Source organism: Avibacterium sp. 21-594 (genome assembly GCF_026226815.1).
GTDB lineage: Bacteria > Pseudomonadota > Gammaproteobacteria > Enterobacterales > Pasteurellaceae > Avibacterium > Avibacterium avium.
In genome coordinates this window covers 350,076-368,581 of sequence record NZ_JAKKOC010000001.1, presented here as the reverse complement: position 1 = coordinate 368,581, position 18,506 = coordinate 350,076, and the positions used below count along the sequence as shown (strand labels likewise).

Genomic DNA, 18,506 nt, shown 5'->3' with positions numbered 1-18,506 from the left:
AAGCACTGCGCAACTACAGCGCAACAAAGGGAGAAAGATAACTCTATGAATTTACACGAATATCAAGCAAAACAACTTTTCGCCCAATACGGCTTGCCCGTCGGTGAGGGCTATGCGTGCGAAACCTTAGAACAAGGATTGGAAGCCATCAAAAAATTAGGTGGCTCAAAGTGGGTACTAAAATGTCAAGTGCACGCAGGAGGGCGTGGCAAAGCGGGTGGTGTACAAGTAGTGAGTTCCGAACAAGAAGTGCGGGCGTTTTTTGACAAATTTTTAGGTAAGCGTCTGGTTACCTTCCAAACCGATGCGAAAGGGCAGCCGATTAATCAAATTTATGTAACGGGCTGTGTGGCAGTGAAAAAAGAGTTGTATCTCAGTGCGATTGTGGATCGTAGCTCGCAACAAATTGTCTTTATGGTTTCCACAGAAGGTGGCGTGAATATTGAAGAAGTGGCGGAAAAAACACCGCACTTATTACACCGTACTAGCATTGATTTACTAGTTGGCGGAATGCCGTACCAAGGCAGAGAATTGGCTTTCAAACTCGGCTTAGAGGGCAAACAAATCAAGCAATTTACTGATCTATTTTGTCAGCTTAGTCGCTTATTTATCGAAAAAGATCTGGCATTATTAGAAGTGAATCCACTGGTGATTTTGGAAAATGGCGATCTCGATTGTCTTGATGCCAAAGTGGTGGTGGACAGCAATGCCTTATATCGCCACCCAGATTTGCTTGCAATGCGCGATCTGAGCCAAGAAGATCCTCGTGAAGCCCAAGCAGAAAAATGGAATCTCAACTATGTCGCTTTAGATGGCAACATTGGTTGTATGGTTAATGGCGCAGGGCTGGCAATGGGAACAATGGATATTGTGAAATTATACGGCGGACAGCCAGCCAACTTCCTTGACGTGGGCGGCGGTGCAACCAAAGAACGTGTGGCAGAAGCCTTTAAAATCATCTTAACCGATCCTTCGGTGAAAGCCATTTTAGTTAATATTTTTGGTGGCATTGTACGTTGTGATCTCATCGCCGAAGGCATTATCGCAGCCAGCAAAGAAGTGGGCGTAAATGTGCCTGTGGTGGTGCGTTTAGAGGGGACAAATGCGGAATTAGGCCGCGCAATGTTGGCCGAAAGTGATACCAACATTATTTCAGCACAAAGTTTACAACAAGCGGCAAGTGAAGTCGTGAAAGCAGCAAAGGGAGAATAAAATGTCAATTTTAGTGAACAAAGACACCAAAGTGATTTGCCAAGGTTTCACTGGCGGACAAGGCACATTTCATTCCGAACAAGCCCTTGCTTATGGCACAAAATTAGTGGGTGGCGTTTCCCCAGGGAAAGGCGGCACAACCCATTTAGGCTTGCCTGTGTTTAACACCGTGCGCGAAGCCGTTGAACAAACTGGTGCCACAGCAACAGTGATTTACGTTCCTGCGCCATTTTGTAAAGATGCCATTTTTGAAGCGATTAACGCAGGATTATCCTTAATCGTCTGCATCACCGAAGGCATTCCTACGCTGGATATGCTACAAGTGAAACAAAAACTGAATGAAACGGGCGTTGTGATGATCGGGCCAAACTGCCCCGGAATTATCACCCCTGAAGAATGCAAAATCGGCATAATGCCAGGTAATATTCATAAAAAAGGACGTATCGGCATTGTTTCTCGCTCAGGAACATTAACCTATGAAGCGGTTAAACAAACCACCGATGAGGGCTTTGGACAATCCACCTGCGTAGGCATTGGCGGCGATCCAATCCCCGGTTCAAGTTTTATTGATATTCTCAAACGCTTCCAACAAGATCCTGAAACAGAAGCCATTGTGATGATCGGTGAAATTGGCGGTAGCGCGGAAGAAGAAGCGGCAGAATTTATCCGTCATAATATCACCAAACCTGTGGTGGCTTATATTGCAGGCATCACCGCACCAAAGGGCAAACGAATGGGGCACGCAGGCGCGATTATCAGCGGCGGAAAAGGCACCGCCGATGAAAAAATCCAAGCCCTTCAACAAGCAGGCGTAACCACCGTAAAAAGCCTTGCAGAAATTGGTGCCGCGTTAAAAACTGTCTTAAAATAAACTGCACTTTTAACGATTTACCTCAATAAAAATCCACCGAAATGGTGGATTTTTTACAATATTCGTTCAGTAAAATAGAATTACTTCAACGACTGAATTTTATTAATCACATTACTGCTAGAAAAGCCGTTTTCGAAGTTTAGCACTTTGACTTCACCGCCGTTGGCGATAACCTCTTTGCCACCTGCGATTTCTTCTGGTTTGTAATCACCGCCTTTGACTAACAGATCTGGTAGCACTTCGCTGATTAAACGTTGTGGCGTGTCTTCGCTAAATTCCACTACCCAATCCACTGCGGCAAGCCCTGCGAGTACAGTCATTCTGGCTTCCAGTGGGTTGATTGGGCGGCTTTCGCCTTTTAAGCGTTTCACTGAGGCATCGCTGTTTACTGCGACAATTAAACGGTCGCCGAGCTTGCGGGCGTTATCTAAATAAGAAACGTGGCCGGGGTGAATAATGTCAAACACGCCGTTGGTCATTACGATTTTTTCACCGCGCTGCTTGGCTTGCGCCACCGCTTCTTTAAGTTGTTGTTCGTTCATCACGCCAAAGCCAGTGGTTGTGCGTCCGTGAATGGCGTTTTCTAATTCTACGTTCGACACCGTAGAAGTCCCTAATTTACCCACTACAATGCCTGCGGCAACATTGGCTAAATAGCAAGATTCTTCAAAGCTGCGGCCATCTGCCAATGCCGTTGCCAAGACACTGATAACGGTGTCGCCAGCACCGGTTACATCAAAGACTTCTTTCGCTTCTGTTGGCAAATGGAATGGCGGTTGATCTGGGCGGAGTAGGGTCATTCCTTTTTCAGAACGGGTAACCAATAAAGCACTTAATTCAATATCACGGATTAATTTTAGCCCTTTTTCAACGATTTCCTCTTCGCTATGGCATTTGCCCACCACCGCTTCAAATTCTGACATATTTGGGGTTAATAAAGTTGCGCCGCGGTAGCGTTCAAAATCCGTGCCTTTGGGATCAATTAGCACTGGCACGTTGGCTCGGCGGGCAATTTGGATCATTGCTTGCACTTGATTAAGTGTGCCTTTGCCATAATCAGAAAGGATCAAAGCACCGAAATTTTGCACCGCACTTTGTAATTTTGCTAATAATAAATCGCTTTCTACGTTATGAAAATCTTCTTCAAAATCAAGGCGTAATAATTGCTGATGGCGAGATAGCACGCGTAATTTGGTGATGGTTGGGTGGCTGGCTAATTGCACAAAATTGCAATCAATGTTTTGCTTTTCCAACATTGTTGAAAGCGCTGTGCCCGCTTCGTCTTGCCCTGTTAAGCCAAGTAACTGAACAGGCACATTAAGCGAGGCAATATTCATCGCTACATTTGCCGCCCCGCCGGCACGTTCTTCATTTTCTTGCACGCGTACCACTGGCACTGGTGCTTCAGGGGAGATGCGATTGGTTGCACCAAACCAGTAGCGATCTAACATCACATCGCCAAGAACAAGCACTTTTGCTTGCTGAAATTGAGTAGAATATTGCGCCATTTTGACCTCATTCTTTTCTATTAAATGACAAATTTTTGCAGATTTTACCATAGGATAAATGCTATTTACTAAAATTTCCGCTAAACTACCGCTTTGATTAAACCAATTTTAACGAACAGCTCTCTTTTAGTTATGGCAAATTCATCACTTCCAAGATTTCAACGTGCATTTCTCGCCCCAAAATATTGGGGATTTTGGATTGGTTTAGCCATTTGGCGGCTCATTCTTTTCTTACCTTATCCCCTTTTGTTAAAGGTTGGGAATGGATTAGGCTGGCTATTTTCTAAGTTAAGCGTTGGCAAGCGGCGAATGAAAATCGCTAAGCGAAATCTTACCCTTTGTTTCCCTGATTATAGCGAACAGCAAATTGATAAAATTGCGCAAGAGAATGTGAAAGCCACCGGAATGGCGATTATTGAAACAGGAATGGCGTGGTTTTGGTCGGATAAACGGATAAAAAAATGGTCGAAGGTGGAAGGCATTGAATACCTAAAAACCTACCAAAAAGACGGCGTGATTTTAACCGGTGTGCATTTTCTCACCCTTGAGCTAGGGGCAAGAATTTTAGGACTTTATACTCCGGGGATTGGCGTTTACCGCCCGAATGATAATCCGCTAATGGATTGGCTACAAACCTGGGGACGGTTACGCTCTAACAAAGATATGCTTGATCGCAAAGATTTACGTAATATGATCAAAGCCTTACGCCGTGGTGAGATTATTTGGTATGCGCCCGATCACGATTATGGGCGGAAAAATGCCGTCTTTGTGCCTTTCTTCGCGGTGAAAGATGCTTCCACCACAACGGGCAGTTATTATTTATTGAAATCTTCCCCAAACAGCAAAGTGATTCCTTTCGCACCATTACGCAATGCGGACGGCTCAGGCTACACCGTGAAAGTATCCGCCCCCGTAGATTTTTCTGATCTCAATACCGAAATTGGCATCGCCACTCGAATGAATCAAGTAGTTGAACAAGAAATCTTGCAAGGCGTGGAACAATATATGTGGTTACATCGGCGTTTCAAGACCCGTCCGAACGAAAGCGATGAAAGTTTGTATCAGGAATAAGGGTAATCTGAAAAAAGATCATTCGATTTGTCTGATGGTATAGAATAGGGATACGATATTCATTTGTAGAAGATCCCTCCAATCTAACAGTCTCCCGTTTAAAAACTCGTGTCTGTCAGATTAATTCGAGCTTAAATTCTTTTCTGCCCAAATACGTTTTCCATCAAGTAATGTTTCCATAAGCGTTCTTCCGCAGCACATTTTACCTTGATGCGTGCGATGATGGTTATAATACAATAACTATTCATCTAAATCAGCTTGCAATGGCTCTAAATCCGCATAAATTTGCTTTCTAAAGACCACTTGGTAGAACGCCTGTAAAATCGTTTTGTGAAAACGCTCACAGATGCCATTAGTTTGTGGGTGTTTGACTTTCGTTTTAGTGTGCTCAATATCATTAATCGCTAAATAAAGCTCGTCATCGTGATTTTCCACTTTCCCACAATATTCACTGCCTGGGTCGGTTAAAATGCGTAATATCGGCAATCTTTGGCTTTCAAAGAAAGGTAGGACTTTGTCATTGAGCATATCTGCTGCGGTGATAGTCGTCTTCATGGTATAAAGTTTTGCAAATGCCACTTTACTATAAGTATTGATAAAGGTTTGTTGGTAAATGCGTCCGACGCCCTTGAGATTGCCCACATAGAAGGTGTCTTGAGCGCCAAGGTAACCCGGATGAGCGCTTTCGATTTCGCCACAAGCGATATCGTCTTCTTTCTTGCGCTCTAAAGCTTGCACTTGCGATTCACTTAAGATAATGCCTTTTTCAGCAACTCATTTCTCAAGTGCAGTTAATCTTTGTTTGAAATTAGCCAGATTATGTCTTAACCAAATAGAGCTCCCCCACTGGCTGAGACAAGAATCCCTTGTTTACGTAGTTCATTGCTGCCCCGAACTTGCCCAAAAGCCGGATTTTCTAAGGCAAATTGCACCACAGCTTGTTCAATTCTCATCGACACGGTTTTCAGGTTAGGCACGCATCGATTTTGATTGAGCAAGGCTTCAACGCCAACTTGTTCTACCGATTGTCGATAACGATAAAACGTATCGCGACTCACGCCCATAATTTTACAGGCTTGTGAAATATTACCTAATTCTTCAGTTAAATTAAGTAAACCGGTCCTGTGTTTAATGAGGGGTTGTTAGAATAAAACATGAGCGTTTCCTTTTTTGTTTAGATTGATTTTAACACTCATATTCTAAACGGGACACGCTCACTTTCATAGTGATTTGTCAGATTAGGTCTGATCTTCTACAGTTTATTTAACATTCTCTATTCTAATAAATTAACTTTTCTTACCAAATCAGCAAGGTTTTTGGCTTGCATTTTTTCCATTATATGCGAGCGATGCACTTCTACAGTGCGTACAGCAATATTTAATTCATCAGCAATTTGCTTATTTATATAACCATCTACAATGCGTGCTAGGATCTCTTTTTCTTTTTCACTTAATCGCTGATAGTTCTGTTCAATTTGATATTGTTGATAGCGCTTTTGGCTTAATGTCTTAGCATTCTCTAAGGCGACTTTTAGTTTGTCAAATGCAAGCGGTTTTTCTAAAAAATCAACCGCACCTAGTTTTAATTCATTAACTGCCATTTTTACATCCGCAAAGGCGGTCATAATAATTACTTGTAATAGGCTGTTCTTTTGTTTTAATAAGCGGTGCAGTTGACTGCCATCTATATAAGGCATTTTCATATCTAGTAAAACAATGGCAGGTTCAAAAATTTCGGCTTCTTCTAAGAACGATCGACTATCAGACCAGCTGATTACTTCATAACCAGCTTTTGCTAACATAAATGTTGCAGCATCTAAAATTGTTTCATCATCATCGACGATATGAATTTTCATCAATTTTCCTCCAATGGCAAGATTAATATGACAACCGCCCCTTTTTTGTCTTGAGAATTAGATAAATGAATTTCACCCGACATAAAGTGCATTAAACGTTGAGATAGAGTAAGGCCTAATCCTAAACCTTCTTTTTTACGACTCCTAAATGGGACAAAAGGAAAAGCTAATTCTTCTTTTGTAAATCCAATTCCGTTATCGATTAAAATAATTTGCAGCTGTTCTGCTTTTTCTATGACATTTATATTAATTTTATTTGCTTGAGCTTGCACAGAATTAAGTAAACAGTTGCAAATCACTTGTTCTAACATCATTTTTCTTATTTTTATTTGCCTATTTGCTGAGCAAGATAAGCTGATTTCTATTTTAGACGCATAATGCTTTTTGATAAAATCAATGATCTTTTGTAAATAGGGTTTTAGTGAAAGTAATTGGGGTGGCTCATCACTTTTTCCTTTTGTCCAATCAATTAGATTACGCATAATTTGCCGACTTCTATCCACCTGTGTATGTATTTTATCCAAAATATCTAATTCATTACTTAAATCAGATCGTTGTTTTAGCTGATATTTTAATCCTTCACTATACATACCGATTGCGGTAAGAGGCTGATTAATTTCATGAGCAATGCCAGCACTCATTTCACCTAAGATACTTAAGCGATCCACTTTAATTAATTGCTGTTCATATAAACGTATTTCATTATGTGCTTGCATTAATGCTTTGCTTTTACGATGAATTTGATAGCTCATCCATAAATAATTAAATAAGATAAATAATATTGCAAAAAACAGTTGCCATTTATAGTTTAAAAGCCAATATTGTATTTCTTTCCATAAATTTTGTTGCTGTGGATGCCGATGCAAAGAGCGAAGGATATTATTGGCTTGTTGATCTGAATAAGGCGGACCCCATTGCGGTAAATCTATGGGAATTTCACTGAGAAGTCGCGTTATTAATTTTTTTACAAGATTATCCGGGACGGAAGGCATAGCTGCTAACGACCAATTAGGTAATAAAGGCGTACTTGACTGACATCCTGTATTATTTGGTTGTTGTCCGAGCACTCTGAAATCAGTTAAATTAAATTTCCCTTCATCAATAAGTTCTTCTAACAAGCATACGGGAGTAATCACGGCATCTACTTTGCCTTGCTTTAACCAAAACAGCAGATTGTCAACAGGAAAACCACTAAAACGGAAAAAGAGATTTTTCCCTTCTTTTAATCCTGCTTGATAAAGTTCATTATAACCGAGTAAAAAACCACCAAAAGCATTTTCCCCAACTGCACCTAGCGTTTTTCCTGTTAAATCAGTTAATTGATAAAAAGGGCTATTTTCTTTCACTAAAATAGCACTTCCTACCTTTTTGCTATCCATATTTTGTTGTCTGTGAGTCGTTAATGTGGCTAACCATCGCACAGTACTATCATTTATATAAAAAAACTGCGATTGATTGGTCAAAATAAAATCTACATTTTTGGCTTTATCTTTTGAAAGATCATTGAGTTGCAAAGGAACAAGTTGAAAGTTTTGCTCGGGTAATTGTTGATTTAACCAATTGATCCAAGGCTGCCATTTTTGTACAGCATAGTGCTCTCCCCGTTGGGCTAAAATACCGACTTTCCAAGTTTGTGCCATAACATTTGGTATGCCTATGAAGAAGATTAAGCAATAAATGATCCTTAGTGTTTTCAACAGTGGCTCCTTTTTTGACTCAGATCAATATCCATACTATTTATGTGGTAAACCACAATAGAGGCTCAAGTTTAAATCAATCACAATACCTTTGCACAATAACATAAAATCATGATGTGGGGGAGATTATGGATAAGGATAAGCGATCAACAATTCAGGCATTTGGCGCTCTTACTTTGGGAGCAAGCTTGGTACCACTAGAAGCATTGGCCTTTCAACCACCAAGGCAGGGCGGTGATCCGAAACATCGTTATGCAATGATTATTGATTTACGTCGTTGTATTGGCTGTCAATCTTGTACTGTGAGTTGCACCATTGAAAACCAAACTCCAATAGGGGAATTTCGTACTACGGTTAGGCAATATGAAATTACGGATGGAAATCAAACCATCAATAATGTGTTACTGCCTAGATTATGTAATCACTGTGATAATCCGCCTTGCGTTCCAGTTTGTCCGGTCCAAGCGACTTACCAACAAAAAGACGGCATTGTTGTGATTGATAATGAACGTTGCGTTGGATGTGCCTATTGTGTTCAAGCTTGCCCGTATGATGCACGTTTTATTAATGAAGAAACCAAAACAGCAGATAAATGTACATTTTGTGCTCATCGGTTAAACGCGGGGTTGTTACCAGCTTGTGTGGAAAGTTGCGTTGGTGGTGCGCGTATTATTGGCGATCTTGCCGATTCAAATAGTCAAATCCGAAAACTTTTTGATTTACATACAAATGAACTCAAAGTGCTAAAACCAGAAGCAGGGACTCAACCACATGTTTTCTATCTTGGGTTGGATGAGGCGTTTGTAAGTCGAATACAAGGTCAATCAATGCTATGGCAAGGAATGGAGGATGATTTATGATTCGCGAAGTTTTAGTAGAACCACAAGCAATTGCTTGGCTACCTTGGGCGGTAAGTTACTTCTTTTTTATCGGTCTCGCCTTATGTTCAGCATTAATTGCGTGCTACCTGCATTTTGGAGTTAAATCTTATCAAATCCAAGCAGAATTAATGGCTTTATTTGTAGCCTTAAGCTTTGCTATTGTAGCACCTATTGCATTAACTGCTGATTTACATCAGCCGGGTCGAGTATGGCATTTTTATGCTTATTTTGCTAATTGGTCTTGGATGGCTTGGGGATCTATATTTTTACCTGTTTTTATGCTGAGCTTAACGGGATATATTTTTTTCTTAATTCGCCAACTTCCTCAACAGCCAACGCAATCTTGGCTTGCTTGGATTTATTCAGGTGATTTAAATAATCAGTTATGTTGCCAAATTTTTAGAATACTTACCATTATTAGCAGTATTCTCATTCTGCTTTATACAACGATGGAAGTGTATAATGTGGCAGCTCGCTCTCTGTGGCATCAACCTTGGTTAATTCCTTTAATCTTGTTCAGCGCGTTTCCAAGCGCATTAATATTAATTCATTTAGCAATTTATCTCGCCACAGGTGAATCTATTGCGATATCAATGAAGGCAGTGATTTTGTTCTGTCTAATATTGCTTGGTTTAACTGTACTTGCAATTAATTTTTATTCAGATGCAACCCACTATGATTTATTGTTACTCTGGATGCATCGTCCTATAACGCACTTCACACTCGGTATTTGGGGGATTACTGTAATTTTTACGGTATTGAGTGATCGTCATCTATTACTACAAGTTTCATTGCTTATTTTTTCTTTATCTTTAACGCTATTAGTACGTTGGGTGCTATTACTCGAAGTTCAAACTATCGCGAAATATAATGCATTAATGAATCCATATTACTTCACTTGGAGTACGGACTACGGGTTAGGTATGCTGTCTGTACTCGGTTTATGGATAACAATTAGCATCATTTTATGGCAAATCTTTAATTTAATTAAGAAGGGGGAAGTTGCGATAAGCGGTCAAGATGCGAGGAAATGGAATTTAACGCAAGGTGATCTTGTAGAGCTATCAACCCCTGGTGGAAAAGCGCAGGTTCAACTTATGGTACTTGATGGGGTGATGCCAGGTGTTATTGCTATTGAACATGGCTATGGTCATAAGCAACTTGGCGCAACAAGTTATGAAATTGATGGTAAAGTTATCAGGGGTAACCAGCAGATTCAACAAGGTATCAATATTAACGATTTGGGTTTATTGGATGAAACCAAGGAAATTAAATCTCCTTGGCTAGATTGGGTATGTGGTTCGGCAGTTAGGCAAAGTTTACCAGCAAGATTAAAGAAAATTTAAGGTATCATTAAACAAGAAGGTGTGTGTACACCTTCTTGTAAGGTGAAAACCGCGTTGATCCCCGAAGTGGGGAAGTTATACATTGCCTTCTTCTAGTTCATCAGCCATTGCCGCAAGCAGATCGCGTGAAAGCATAGCCAACGCGCGGTAAAAAGGTAAGTTCGCTTGTGTTTCCACAGCGGATAAAAATTTGCTTGCACAAGGTAGAAGAAATTCGGCGAATAAGGTTTTTTGAGCTTCTGTGGAGTCAAGATTATCTTCAATCCAAGAGGCTGTGAGAAAAACGAGCGGAAACCCCACCGCACTTTGCTCAACTTCGGGCATTCCCCGTTCTTGACGAAAGGCAAGAAAATCCGCTGGATCAATATCATAAGCCGCAAGATCGGTTTTCACTAAGGGATTTTCGCCTGCGAATAAACGTAGGTATTCTTGATCGAGCAAGGCTAAGTCGATTTTCATTTGCAATGCGGTTAATGCTTGTTCGCTTTGCTTATCAGTTTCCAAAGGCCATAGTCCATTGAGTGGCTTTTGCTGCAACCAAGCAAAGACATTTTGCAAGGTGGCATCTTGCGGTGAGCGGTAAAACAGATTGCCGAATAAGCGGCTAATGAGAGAAAAATGGTTCAGGCTATTTTCGTTGCTCATTATGAGGTTTCCTTGCTGTTTGGGATTTCTTTTGCGGATAAAAGTGCGGTCAGATTTTGCGTTGTAATTTTCGCGGCGTCATCAAGCATTTGCTGACGTGCTTTGTCGTCAATAATATGAATATCGCCGAAGAAGCAATGCTGAATATCGCTAATGCCACAGAAATTAAATAAGCCGTCCACCAAGCAATCACGCAAGGATTTATCAATGCCGAGCTGTTGATATTTTTCGACATTGCTGCCGAGGGTGATAAATTGTTGCATTTTTTTGCCTTGTAATAAGCCGACAGACTGTCCATCTTCTGTTTTATACGCAAAGCCGTGGCTTAGCACGCGATCTAAATAGCCTTTCAAAATGGCTGGAAAACCCATCCACCATAGGGGATAGACTAAGGTGATGAGATCCGCTTCACGAATTAAATGATGTTCATAGCGGATTTCTGCAGGGGTAATGCCCTGATTTGCCCCTTGCAATTCTGCCCAAGAAATCACAGGGTCAAAATCGAGCTGATATAAATCCCGCACTTGAGTTTCCACATTAAGCTCTTGGCTACTGCGAACAACCGCTTCTAATACGCTGCGATTAAAACTGCCCTGTCCATTTGGGTGGGCGAAAATAATTAAATGTTTCATTGTGCTATTCTACTTTCTTAACAAATAAGGTGATCCCTTCCACGTTATACACTTCAATGGCATCGCCAACCTGCAAATGCTTGCCTTGAATTCGCCAAGTGGTGTCGCCAAAATGACCACGCCCAATGCCGTTTTCATTGATTTCTTGCACGATACCTTTTGTTCCAAGCATTGCGTGATCCCGTTGGTTTAATGAAGTGTACGATTGATCTTGGAGATCTTTGCCGTGTTGGTATTTCCACCAAGAAAAACTTAAAATAATGGCTAAAATGGCATAGCCAATTACTAAAAAGGTTAAGGATAAGGTGACAAATAATGCCATTACACCTGCGATAATAATTGCCGCCAAGCCCCACCAGAGCAAAAATACACCCGGAATGAGAATTTCGGCAATTAATAAGCCAAAGCCTAAAATAAGCCAGTGCCACACTGACCAAGTTGCGAGCCATTCCATACTTATCCCCTTAGTTTATATTTAAAGGGGCAATGCCCCTGATATTGATAGGCAAATTATTGCTTTTCACCTTTTAATAGCTCGGCAATGCCTGCCACTGAGCCAATTAAATTGCCCGCTTCAAGTGGCATTAACACCACTTTACTATTATTTGCGCCGCCAATTTCTTTTAACGCTTCAGTATATTTTTGTGCGATAAAGTAATTAATGGCTTTGGTGTTCCCGCCTGCAATGGCTTCCGACACCATTTGGGTGGCTTTGGCTTCTGCTTCGGCGGCACGTTCGCGAGCTTCCGCTTGTAAAAAGGCTTCCGAACGTTCCCCTTCCGCTTTGAGAATACGGGATTGTTTTTCCCCTTCTGCGCGTAATATTTCCGCTTGACGAATCCCTTCTGCTTCTAAAATTTCAGCCCGTTTATTACGTTCTGCTTTCATTTGTGCATTCATTGCGGCGATTAATTCGTGCGGTGGACGCACATCGCGGATCTCAATACGCGTTACCTTAATGCCCCAAGGGTTGGTGGCTTCGTCCACAATGGATAACAAACGTCCGTTGATATTATCACGCTGTGAAAGCATTTCGTCCAATTCCATTGAGCCTAGCACAGTACGAATATTCGTCATCGTTAAATTGATGATCGCTTGCTCTAAATGGTTTACTTCATAAGCGGCACGGCGCGCATCAATCACTTGCACGAAACACACGGCATCAATGGATACATTGGCATTATCTTTTGAGATCACTTCTTGCGAAGGAATATCTAACACCTGTTCCATCATATTAATTTTGCGCCCTACGCGATCCACAAAAGGCACGACAAAATTTAGCCCTGGGGTGAGCGTGCGAGTGTAGCGCCCAAAGCGTTCAATCGTCCAATGATAGCCTTGCGGTACGGTTTTCAATGTGGAAAACAGCACAACAATCACAAAGATAACAAAGACGACCACAGCAACAGGAAAACCGTCTAATAATTCCATTTTCTTCTCCTTAAAATGGGTAATAACTGATTGAAGTCTAACAAATTAAATAGGCTTTTGTACATAGCGATAATGTCCATTTTCATTGACAAATTCAAATAAATGAGTGATACAGCTCGGCGCATCTTGATCTTGGTGGGAAACAAAAAGTAATTGCGTTTCGCTGTTCATCACCAGTTGATCAATAAAGCCTTTAACCAGTTTACGATTCACGCCGTCTAGCCCTTGCAAAGGTTCATCTAAGATCAACACAGGCGGATGTTTTACCATTGCACGAGTGATCAGCAATAAACGCTGTTGTCCCCAAGACAAGGATTTAAACGGCTGATTAGCTTGCGCGGTTAAATTCAAACGGGCAAGCCATTCCATCGCTTTAATATGCAAGGCATCTGGCACTTTTTGATAAACGCCAATGCTGTCAAAAAAGCCCGATAGGATCACATCTCGCGCGGAGCAATTCACACGATAATCCATATGCAGTTGGCTGCTGACATAACCAATTTTTTGTTTGATTTGCCAAATCGTTTCGCCCGAACCGCGTTGATTGCCAAATAAACGAACTTTATTAGCGTAAGATTGCGGGTGATCACCGCTAATCACCGAAAGCAAGGTGGATTTTCCTGCACCATTTGGGCCTTTGATCCACCAGTTTTCGCCACGCTTAACTTGCCAATCAAGTTTATCGAGAATTTTTTTCTCGCCATATTGAATGGTAACCTGTTCTAATTCAAAGAGCGGTTGATTTTCATCGAGTTTTATCTCAGGGACAGCGCGTTCAGGCAAGGGGATATGCTGGGCGGATTCTGCATAGTGAAGTTGTTGATAAAGACTTTGTTGCTCAATAGCCTGGCGCTCTCCTTGCAAAATAACCTCTTGATGTTCCAGCAGAGCGAGATGATTGGCTTCATCAGGAATATCTTCAAAACGATTTAAGATCAGCAAAATCGCCATTTTTTGTTGTAACTGCGCGAGCAATGCTTTCCATTCTTTGACGGATTGCTGATCCAGCCCTTCAAAAGGCTCATCTAAAATCAGCAAATCAGGTTGTTGCACTAAGGCTTGGCACAGTAATACTTTACGGCTTTCCCCCGTGGATAGCTGGATAAAAGGGCGATCCAAAAGTGCGGTGATTTTTAACAGAGAAATATATTCTTCAAATAATGCCAGATCGTTCTGCTGAGCCAAAATAGTCTGCTTGGCCGTTTTGCCGAAATCATCAGGGCTGACGCCATCATTGTTGCGATCTTTAAAGGTTTCACTCACAATTTTCTGTTGTTTTTCAAAAGAAAGGGAACAAATAGTTTGGAAGCGATTTTCCATTGTGCCTTCCAGTAAAGGTAATTTTCCTTCTAGCGTCAAAGCGAGCGCGGTTTTGCCACTGCCATTGCTGCCCACCACGCCCCAATAATCATTGGGCTGAATGGATAATTCATCAATTTTTAAGCGTTGATGATGGGCAAGTTGGAATGTTGCATTTTCGATCTTAATCATATTAGCCACCTATAAAAAAAGCGGAAATTTTCATCCGCTCTTTTTTCTTTTTTATCTTGAGTAAAGATTAGCTTTTTTGCGCATCTTCTTCAGAGATACACACTGCTGCGGTAAACACCACGTCAGTTGATGAGTTTAACGCGGTTTCTGCAGAATCTTGTAACACCCCAATGATAAAGCCCACGCCCATTACTTGCGCAGCAATGTCATTTGAGATACCGAATAAGCTACAAGCTAATGGAATTAATAATAATGAACCACCAGCCACACCAGAAGCACCACAAGCACATACGCTTGCTACCACACTTAATAATAATGCTGTTGGGAATGAAACTTCCACGCCTAGCGTATGCACTGCCGCTAAGGTTAATACGGTAATGGTGATTGCCGCACCCGCCATATTAATACTTGCACCTAACGGAATAGATACAGAATAGGTATCTTCATTTAAGTTTAAGCGTTTCGCTAATTCCATATTTACAGGAATATTTGCCGCCGAGCTACGCGTGAAGAACGCAGTTAAACCACTTTCACGCACACAAGTCCAGATCAATGGATATGGATTATGGCGAGTTTTCCAATATACTAAAATTGGGTTTACGACAAAAGCAGTAAATAGCATTGCACCAATTAATACGCATAATAAACGTACATAATCAAATAATGCGCCTAAGCCTTTATCTGCAAGGGTTTCAGCCACTAAACCGAACACCCCAATTGGGGCAAAACTAATGATGAAGTGAACGATTTTTGATACCCCTTCAGACAGATCATTCATCACATTTTTAGTGGTGTCTGATGCGTGGCGTAACACTAAACCTAAACCAATCGCCCAAGAAAGAATCCCGATAAAGTTTGCATTAAACAGTGCATTGATTGGATTATCCACCACATTTAACACTAAGGTTCCTAACACTTGAGAAACTTCGCTTGGTGGTGATAAAGAATTTTCTTGTGTTTGCAATGCAATTTCTGTTGGAAAAGCAAAGCTAAATAACACCGCTGTTAATGCCGCAAGGAAGGTGCCTAACAAATATAAAATCACCACGGCTTTCATATTGCTTTGCGTACCAATTTTTTTATTCGCAATGGCTGAAATAACCAATAAAAAGACAAGAATTGGTGCAACCGCACGCAATGAGCGTACAAATACTTTACCTAAAAAACCTGCTTTTTCAGCAAGGTTGAAACCGAGTACAGATTGCAAACTTGGCGCAATAATCGCAAGTAGCAAACCTAGCACTAAACCAATGGAAATTCTTTTCACTAAACTTCCGTGAAAAAACAGAGAATATAAACGAGATGTGTTCATAATTATTTACAATGTTGTGTTTAAAACTGAAGATCAATGACTTCAGAAGATTGTTGATATTCAGATCTAAAATTAGATCCCCCATAGCGAGTGTAAAGATAGCCTAATTTTGTGCTAAAGAAAATATAAAATCAGCAATTTCTTCATATTATTTGCACAAACAAAGAAATATTCCGCTTAAAATTGAATAAAATCGATTATTTTTACCTTTCAGCTTGATTTTTTCCTTAGATAGATAAAAGATAGATAAAAATGCAAAAAATTTTAACATTGCATATTGACTAACTGTATAAAATACCAGTACTATAACCCTGTATAAACAAACAGTGTTTTAACAAGTAGTATTAGTAAGAGATCACATACACACACATAGTAGATAATAACAGGGGTTTACGATGAACTATTTCAATGAACAAAGCCAATTATCTTATCAGCCAATGCCATTTTTAACTGATCGTGCTTCTTTAAAATCAGCATTTAATAAAAAGCTTGATTTGAATCTTCATTGCATTAAACGCCCACAGCAAACTTGTGTCATAGAAGTCACTAACCCAAATATGCTTGCTTGGGGAATTGAAGCAGGTGATATGCTTGTGGTAGAAAAAAACGAGCATTTAAGCATTGGCGATTTAGTGGTAATGGAACAAGATAATCAATTTTGCATTTATGAATTAGCAAACTATGACGGCAAAGCATTTCTTTTCCTTGCTCTTGACGCCAAAATGAAAAGTATTAAATGTGAAAAATGGACTGAATTGCCAATCATTGGTGTTATTACCAATACCATTCATCAAATTAAACCTAGAACACAAATGAAGTTTGCTGCTTAGAGATTTAGTAGGGTATGAGAAGTAGTAGGCTTTTGCTTTGCTTACTCGCTGATTAATTTAATAATACAAGTTAATCAGCGAGTGGTATTTTAATTAGAAAATTATAGCTTTAATTTCCGCTCTACATCTTTCGCTTTCACTAAAAACTGCTTACGTTCAGCAGTGGACATTTGGCTACTTGTGCCTGGTAATTTTACAGTAAGTGGATTAACAGGGCGGCCGTTAATATGGAACTCATAGTGTAAATGTGGGCCAGTAGAGCGCCCAGTGTTACCTGAAAGAGCGATACGCTGACCGCGTTTTACTTGCTGGCCAGCTTTCACTAATGGTCTGCTTAAATGCATATAGACAGTCTGATATTCGCGACCGTGGCGGATCATAATATAACGACCTGCACCATTAGCTTGGTAAGCAACTTTTTCAACAGTACCATCGGCAGGGGCGATAATAGGCGTCCCGATTGACATTGAAAAATCAACCCCTTTATGTGGACGAATTCTACCCGTAACAGGGTGGCGTCTTGCTGGATTAAATGGGGAAGACACGCGAGCTTGGCGTTGCATAGGGTAGCGAGCAAAACCTTTGCCTAAGGTTTCACCTTGACGGTTATAATAACGTCCATTATTAGATTGAATTGCATAATAGCTTTTTCCGCCAGAGCGAATATGGATAGCTTCTACGTTACCTTGGCCTGTGAGTTTGTTATCTAAATATTCACGAGAAACTAAAACAGCAAATTTATCTCCTTTCTTGAGTTTTTTTATACTCACTTGCCATTGAAGTGCGGTGGTTAATTGGCTAATTTGTTTGGAACTCAATCCTTGCGCTTTTAAACTGCTTGAGAACGAGCCGCTAATTTGGCCTTTTAGCACATCTTTTTTCCACACACTTTTTTTCTGTAAAATATCACGTTTGAATTTTCCATTAGCAGAAAGTGCGTAAATTCGTTCTTCTTTTTGTGATACAAGCCAGTTGAGATATTCTAGTTCGCCTTCTTTACTCAAAATCCAATAGAACTGTTGGCCAGCTTTGAGGTTTTTCAATTCTGGATAAGCAGAGATCAATTTTTTGCTTGTGCTATCATCAAGCCCTGATTGTTCTAAAACGTCTTTTAATGTATCACCACGCACAACGGTATGGCTAAATTGATCTTTAATACGAATAGCTTGATCGGCAATATCTAGTAAATCATTAACTGCATTTTTCGCATTTTCTGGCAGTTTTTCAATTTCATCATCGTCATCTAAATTGACTTCATCAACTTCGTCATCTTGACCTTGTAAATCGTCATCATAAGAAGTAGCATCACTTTCTTCACTGCCCGTATTATTTGCTACATTATCTTGGTTATCATTAACCGCCGTTTGAGAATTGGCAAGTTGATCAGTAACATCTTTAAACGCTGTATCGAGATCTGCATTAGGCTGATCTTCTATTGGTTTAACAGGGTGATATTCAGTGTTTTCGTTGGAAAGCTGTAAGGGATCGTTTTTCGCATTATCTTTTACGCTTAGTACAATGCCGACAAAAATAGATAATACAGCGGAGAGAAAAATCACCGCTTTAATCCGTGATTTTCTTTTACGTCTATCTCTTGCTAATTTAATATATCGCACTATCTATTTTCCTTTATTACTTCATTGCTTGATAACTAAGCTGGATAATTGTTACTTCACTAAGACTAGTAAGACCAGTTAAAAGAATAAAAATTCCCTATATTTCGC

15 protein-coding genes and 3 pseudogenes are annotated in these 18,506 nt (G+C 40.4%); 7 read left to right on the top strand and 11 right to left on the bottom strand.

Going from position 1 to position 18,506, the window contains the following annotated elements; all coding sequences use genetic code 11:
- Positions 1-45: 45 nt before the first annotated feature.
- On the top strand, positions 46-1,212 hold the full coding sequence (sucC, locus tag L5B76_RS01700) for an ADP-forming succinate--CoA ligase subunit beta (RefSeq protein WP_265753990.1): 1,167 nt from the start codon (positions 46-48) through the stop codon (positions 1,210-1,212).
- 1 nt (position 1,213) lies between these two features.
- Positions 1,214-2,083 carry a succinate--CoA ligase subunit alpha gene (gene sucD, locus L5B76_RS01695; protein WP_194750175.1) on the top strand — a complete coding sequence of 290 codons (870 nt, stop codon included), beginning with the start codon at positions 1,214-1,216 and terminating at the stop codon, positions 2,081-2,083.
- 80 nt (positions 2,084-2,163) lie between these two features.
- Here the strand turns inward: sucD and hldE are convergent, their stop codons facing one another.
- Entirely contained in the window at positions 2,164-3,591 is a 1,428-nt protein-coding gene (gene hldE, locus L5B76_RS01690; RefSeq protein ID WP_265753989.1) for a bifunctional D-glycero-beta-D-manno-heptose-7-phosphate kinase/D-glycero-beta-D-manno-heptose 1-phosphate adenylyltransferase HldE, read from the bottom strand.
- 132 nt (positions 3,592-3,723) lie between these two features.
- On the opposite strand from hldE, the gene L5B76_RS01685 reads away from it, so the two are divergent.
- Positions 3,724-4,662, top strand: a complete 939-nt coding sequence (locus L5B76_RS01685) for a Kdo(2)-lipid IV(A) acyltransferase (RefSeq protein ID WP_265753988.1) — start codon at positions 3,724-3,726, stop codon at positions 4,660-4,662.
- A 120-nt stretch (positions 4,663-4,782) separates the two neighbouring features.
- On the opposite strand, the pseudogene L5B76_RS01680 reads toward L5B76_RS01685, so the two are convergent.
- From L5B76_RS01680 to L5B76_RS01670, 3 genes and pseudogenes are all read right to left on the bottom strand, one after another.
- Positions 4,783-5,795 (bottom strand): annotated as a pseudogene (locus tag L5B76_RS01680) (IS481 family transposase).
- Between the two features lie 140 nt (positions 5,796-5,935).
- The gene (locus L5B76_RS01675; protein ID WP_265753987.1) at positions 5,936-6,517 is read right to left on the bottom strand and encodes a response regulator; all 582 of its coding nucleotides are present in this window, start codon (positions 6,515-6,517) and stop codon (positions 5,936-5,938) included.
- The gene (locus L5B76_RS01670) at positions 6,517-8,157 is read right to left on the bottom strand and encodes a sensor histidine kinase (protein WP_265753986.1); all 1,641 of its coding nucleotides are present in this window, start codon (positions 8,155-8,157) and stop codon (positions 6,517-6,519) included. Before L5B76_RS01670 ends, L5B76_RS01675 begins: the two co-directional genes overlap by 1 nt.
- A gap of 185 nt (positions 8,158-8,342) precedes the next feature.
- Here L5B76_RS01670 and ttrB point away from each other — a divergent pair, with 185 nt between their 5' ends.
- The 3 genes and pseudogenes from ttrB to L5B76_RS11630 all read left to right on the top strand — a co-directional run.
- A complete protein-coding gene (gene ttrB / locus L5B76_RS01665) occupies positions 8,343-9,074 on the top strand; it encodes a tetrathionate reductase subunit TtrB (RefSeq protein WP_265753985.1) in 732 nt (243 codons plus the stop codon).
- A pseudogene (nrfD, locus tag L5B76_RS11635) lies at positions 9,071-9,943 on the top strand (NrfD/PsrC family molybdoenzyme membrane anchor subunit); the annotation flags it as partial. The gene ttrB and the pseudogene nrfD, both read left to right, overlap by 4 nt.
- A 147-nt stretch (positions 9,944-10,090) precedes the next feature.
- Positions 10,091-10,441: pseudogene (locus L5B76_RS11630) on the top strand (molybdopterin dinucleotide binding domain-containing protein); the annotation flags it as partial.
- Positions 10,442-10,516: 75 nt separating this feature from the next.
- On the opposite strand, the gene L5B76_RS01655 reads toward L5B76_RS11630, so the two are convergent.
- From L5B76_RS01655 to sstT, 6 genes are all read right to left on the bottom strand, one after another.
- Positions 10,517-11,086, bottom strand: a complete 570-nt coding sequence (locus tag L5B76_RS01655) for a TorD/DmsD family molecular chaperone (protein ID WP_265753983.1) — start codon at positions 11,084-11,086, stop codon at positions 10,517-10,519.
- Positions 11,086-11,718, bottom strand: coding sequence for an NAD(P)H-dependent oxidoreductase (locus L5B76_RS01650; protein WP_265753982.1), 633 nt, complete (start codon positions 11,716-11,718; stop codon positions 11,086-11,088). The genes L5B76_RS01655 and L5B76_RS01650 overlap by 1 nt, the downstream gene beginning before the upstream one ends.
- A 4-nt stretch (positions 11,719-11,722) precedes the next feature.
- Positions 11,723-12,172, bottom strand: coding sequence for an NfeD family protein (locus L5B76_RS01645; protein WP_265753981.1), 450 nt, complete (start codon positions 12,170-12,172; stop codon positions 11,723-11,725).
- 56 nt (positions 12,173-12,228) lie between these two features.
- A complete protein-coding gene (locus L5B76_RS01640; protein WP_265753980.1) occupies positions 12,229-13,149 on the bottom strand; it encodes an SPFH domain-containing protein in 921 nt (306 codons plus the stop codon).
- 45 nt (positions 13,150-13,194) lie between these two features.
- Positions 13,195-14,640, bottom strand: a complete 1,446-nt coding sequence (modF, locus tag L5B76_RS01635; protein WP_265753979.1) for a molybdate ABC transporter ATP-binding protein ModF — start codon at positions 14,638-14,640, stop codon at positions 13,195-13,197.
- Positions 14,641-14,707: 67 nt separating this feature from the next.
- Entirely contained in the window at positions 14,708-15,952 is a 1,245-nt protein-coding gene (gene sstT, locus L5B76_RS01630; protein WP_265753978.1) for a serine/threonine transporter SstT, read from the bottom strand.
- 395 nt (positions 15,953-16,347) lie between these two features.
- Between sstT and L5B76_RS01625 the strand changes: the two genes are divergently transcribed.
- Positions 16,348-16,782, top strand: coding sequence for a LexA family protein (locus L5B76_RS01625; RefSeq protein WP_115249755.1), 435 nt, complete (start codon positions 16,348-16,350; stop codon positions 16,780-16,782).
- A gap of 101 nt (positions 16,783-16,883) precedes the next feature.
- On the opposite strand, the gene mepM is transcribed toward L5B76_RS01625, so the two are convergent.
- Entirely contained in the window at positions 16,884-18,398 is a 1,515-nt protein-coding gene (mepM, locus tag L5B76_RS01620; protein ID WP_265753977.1) for a murein DD-endopeptidase MepM, read from the bottom strand.
- Positions 18,399-18,506: the final 108 nt, after the last annotated feature.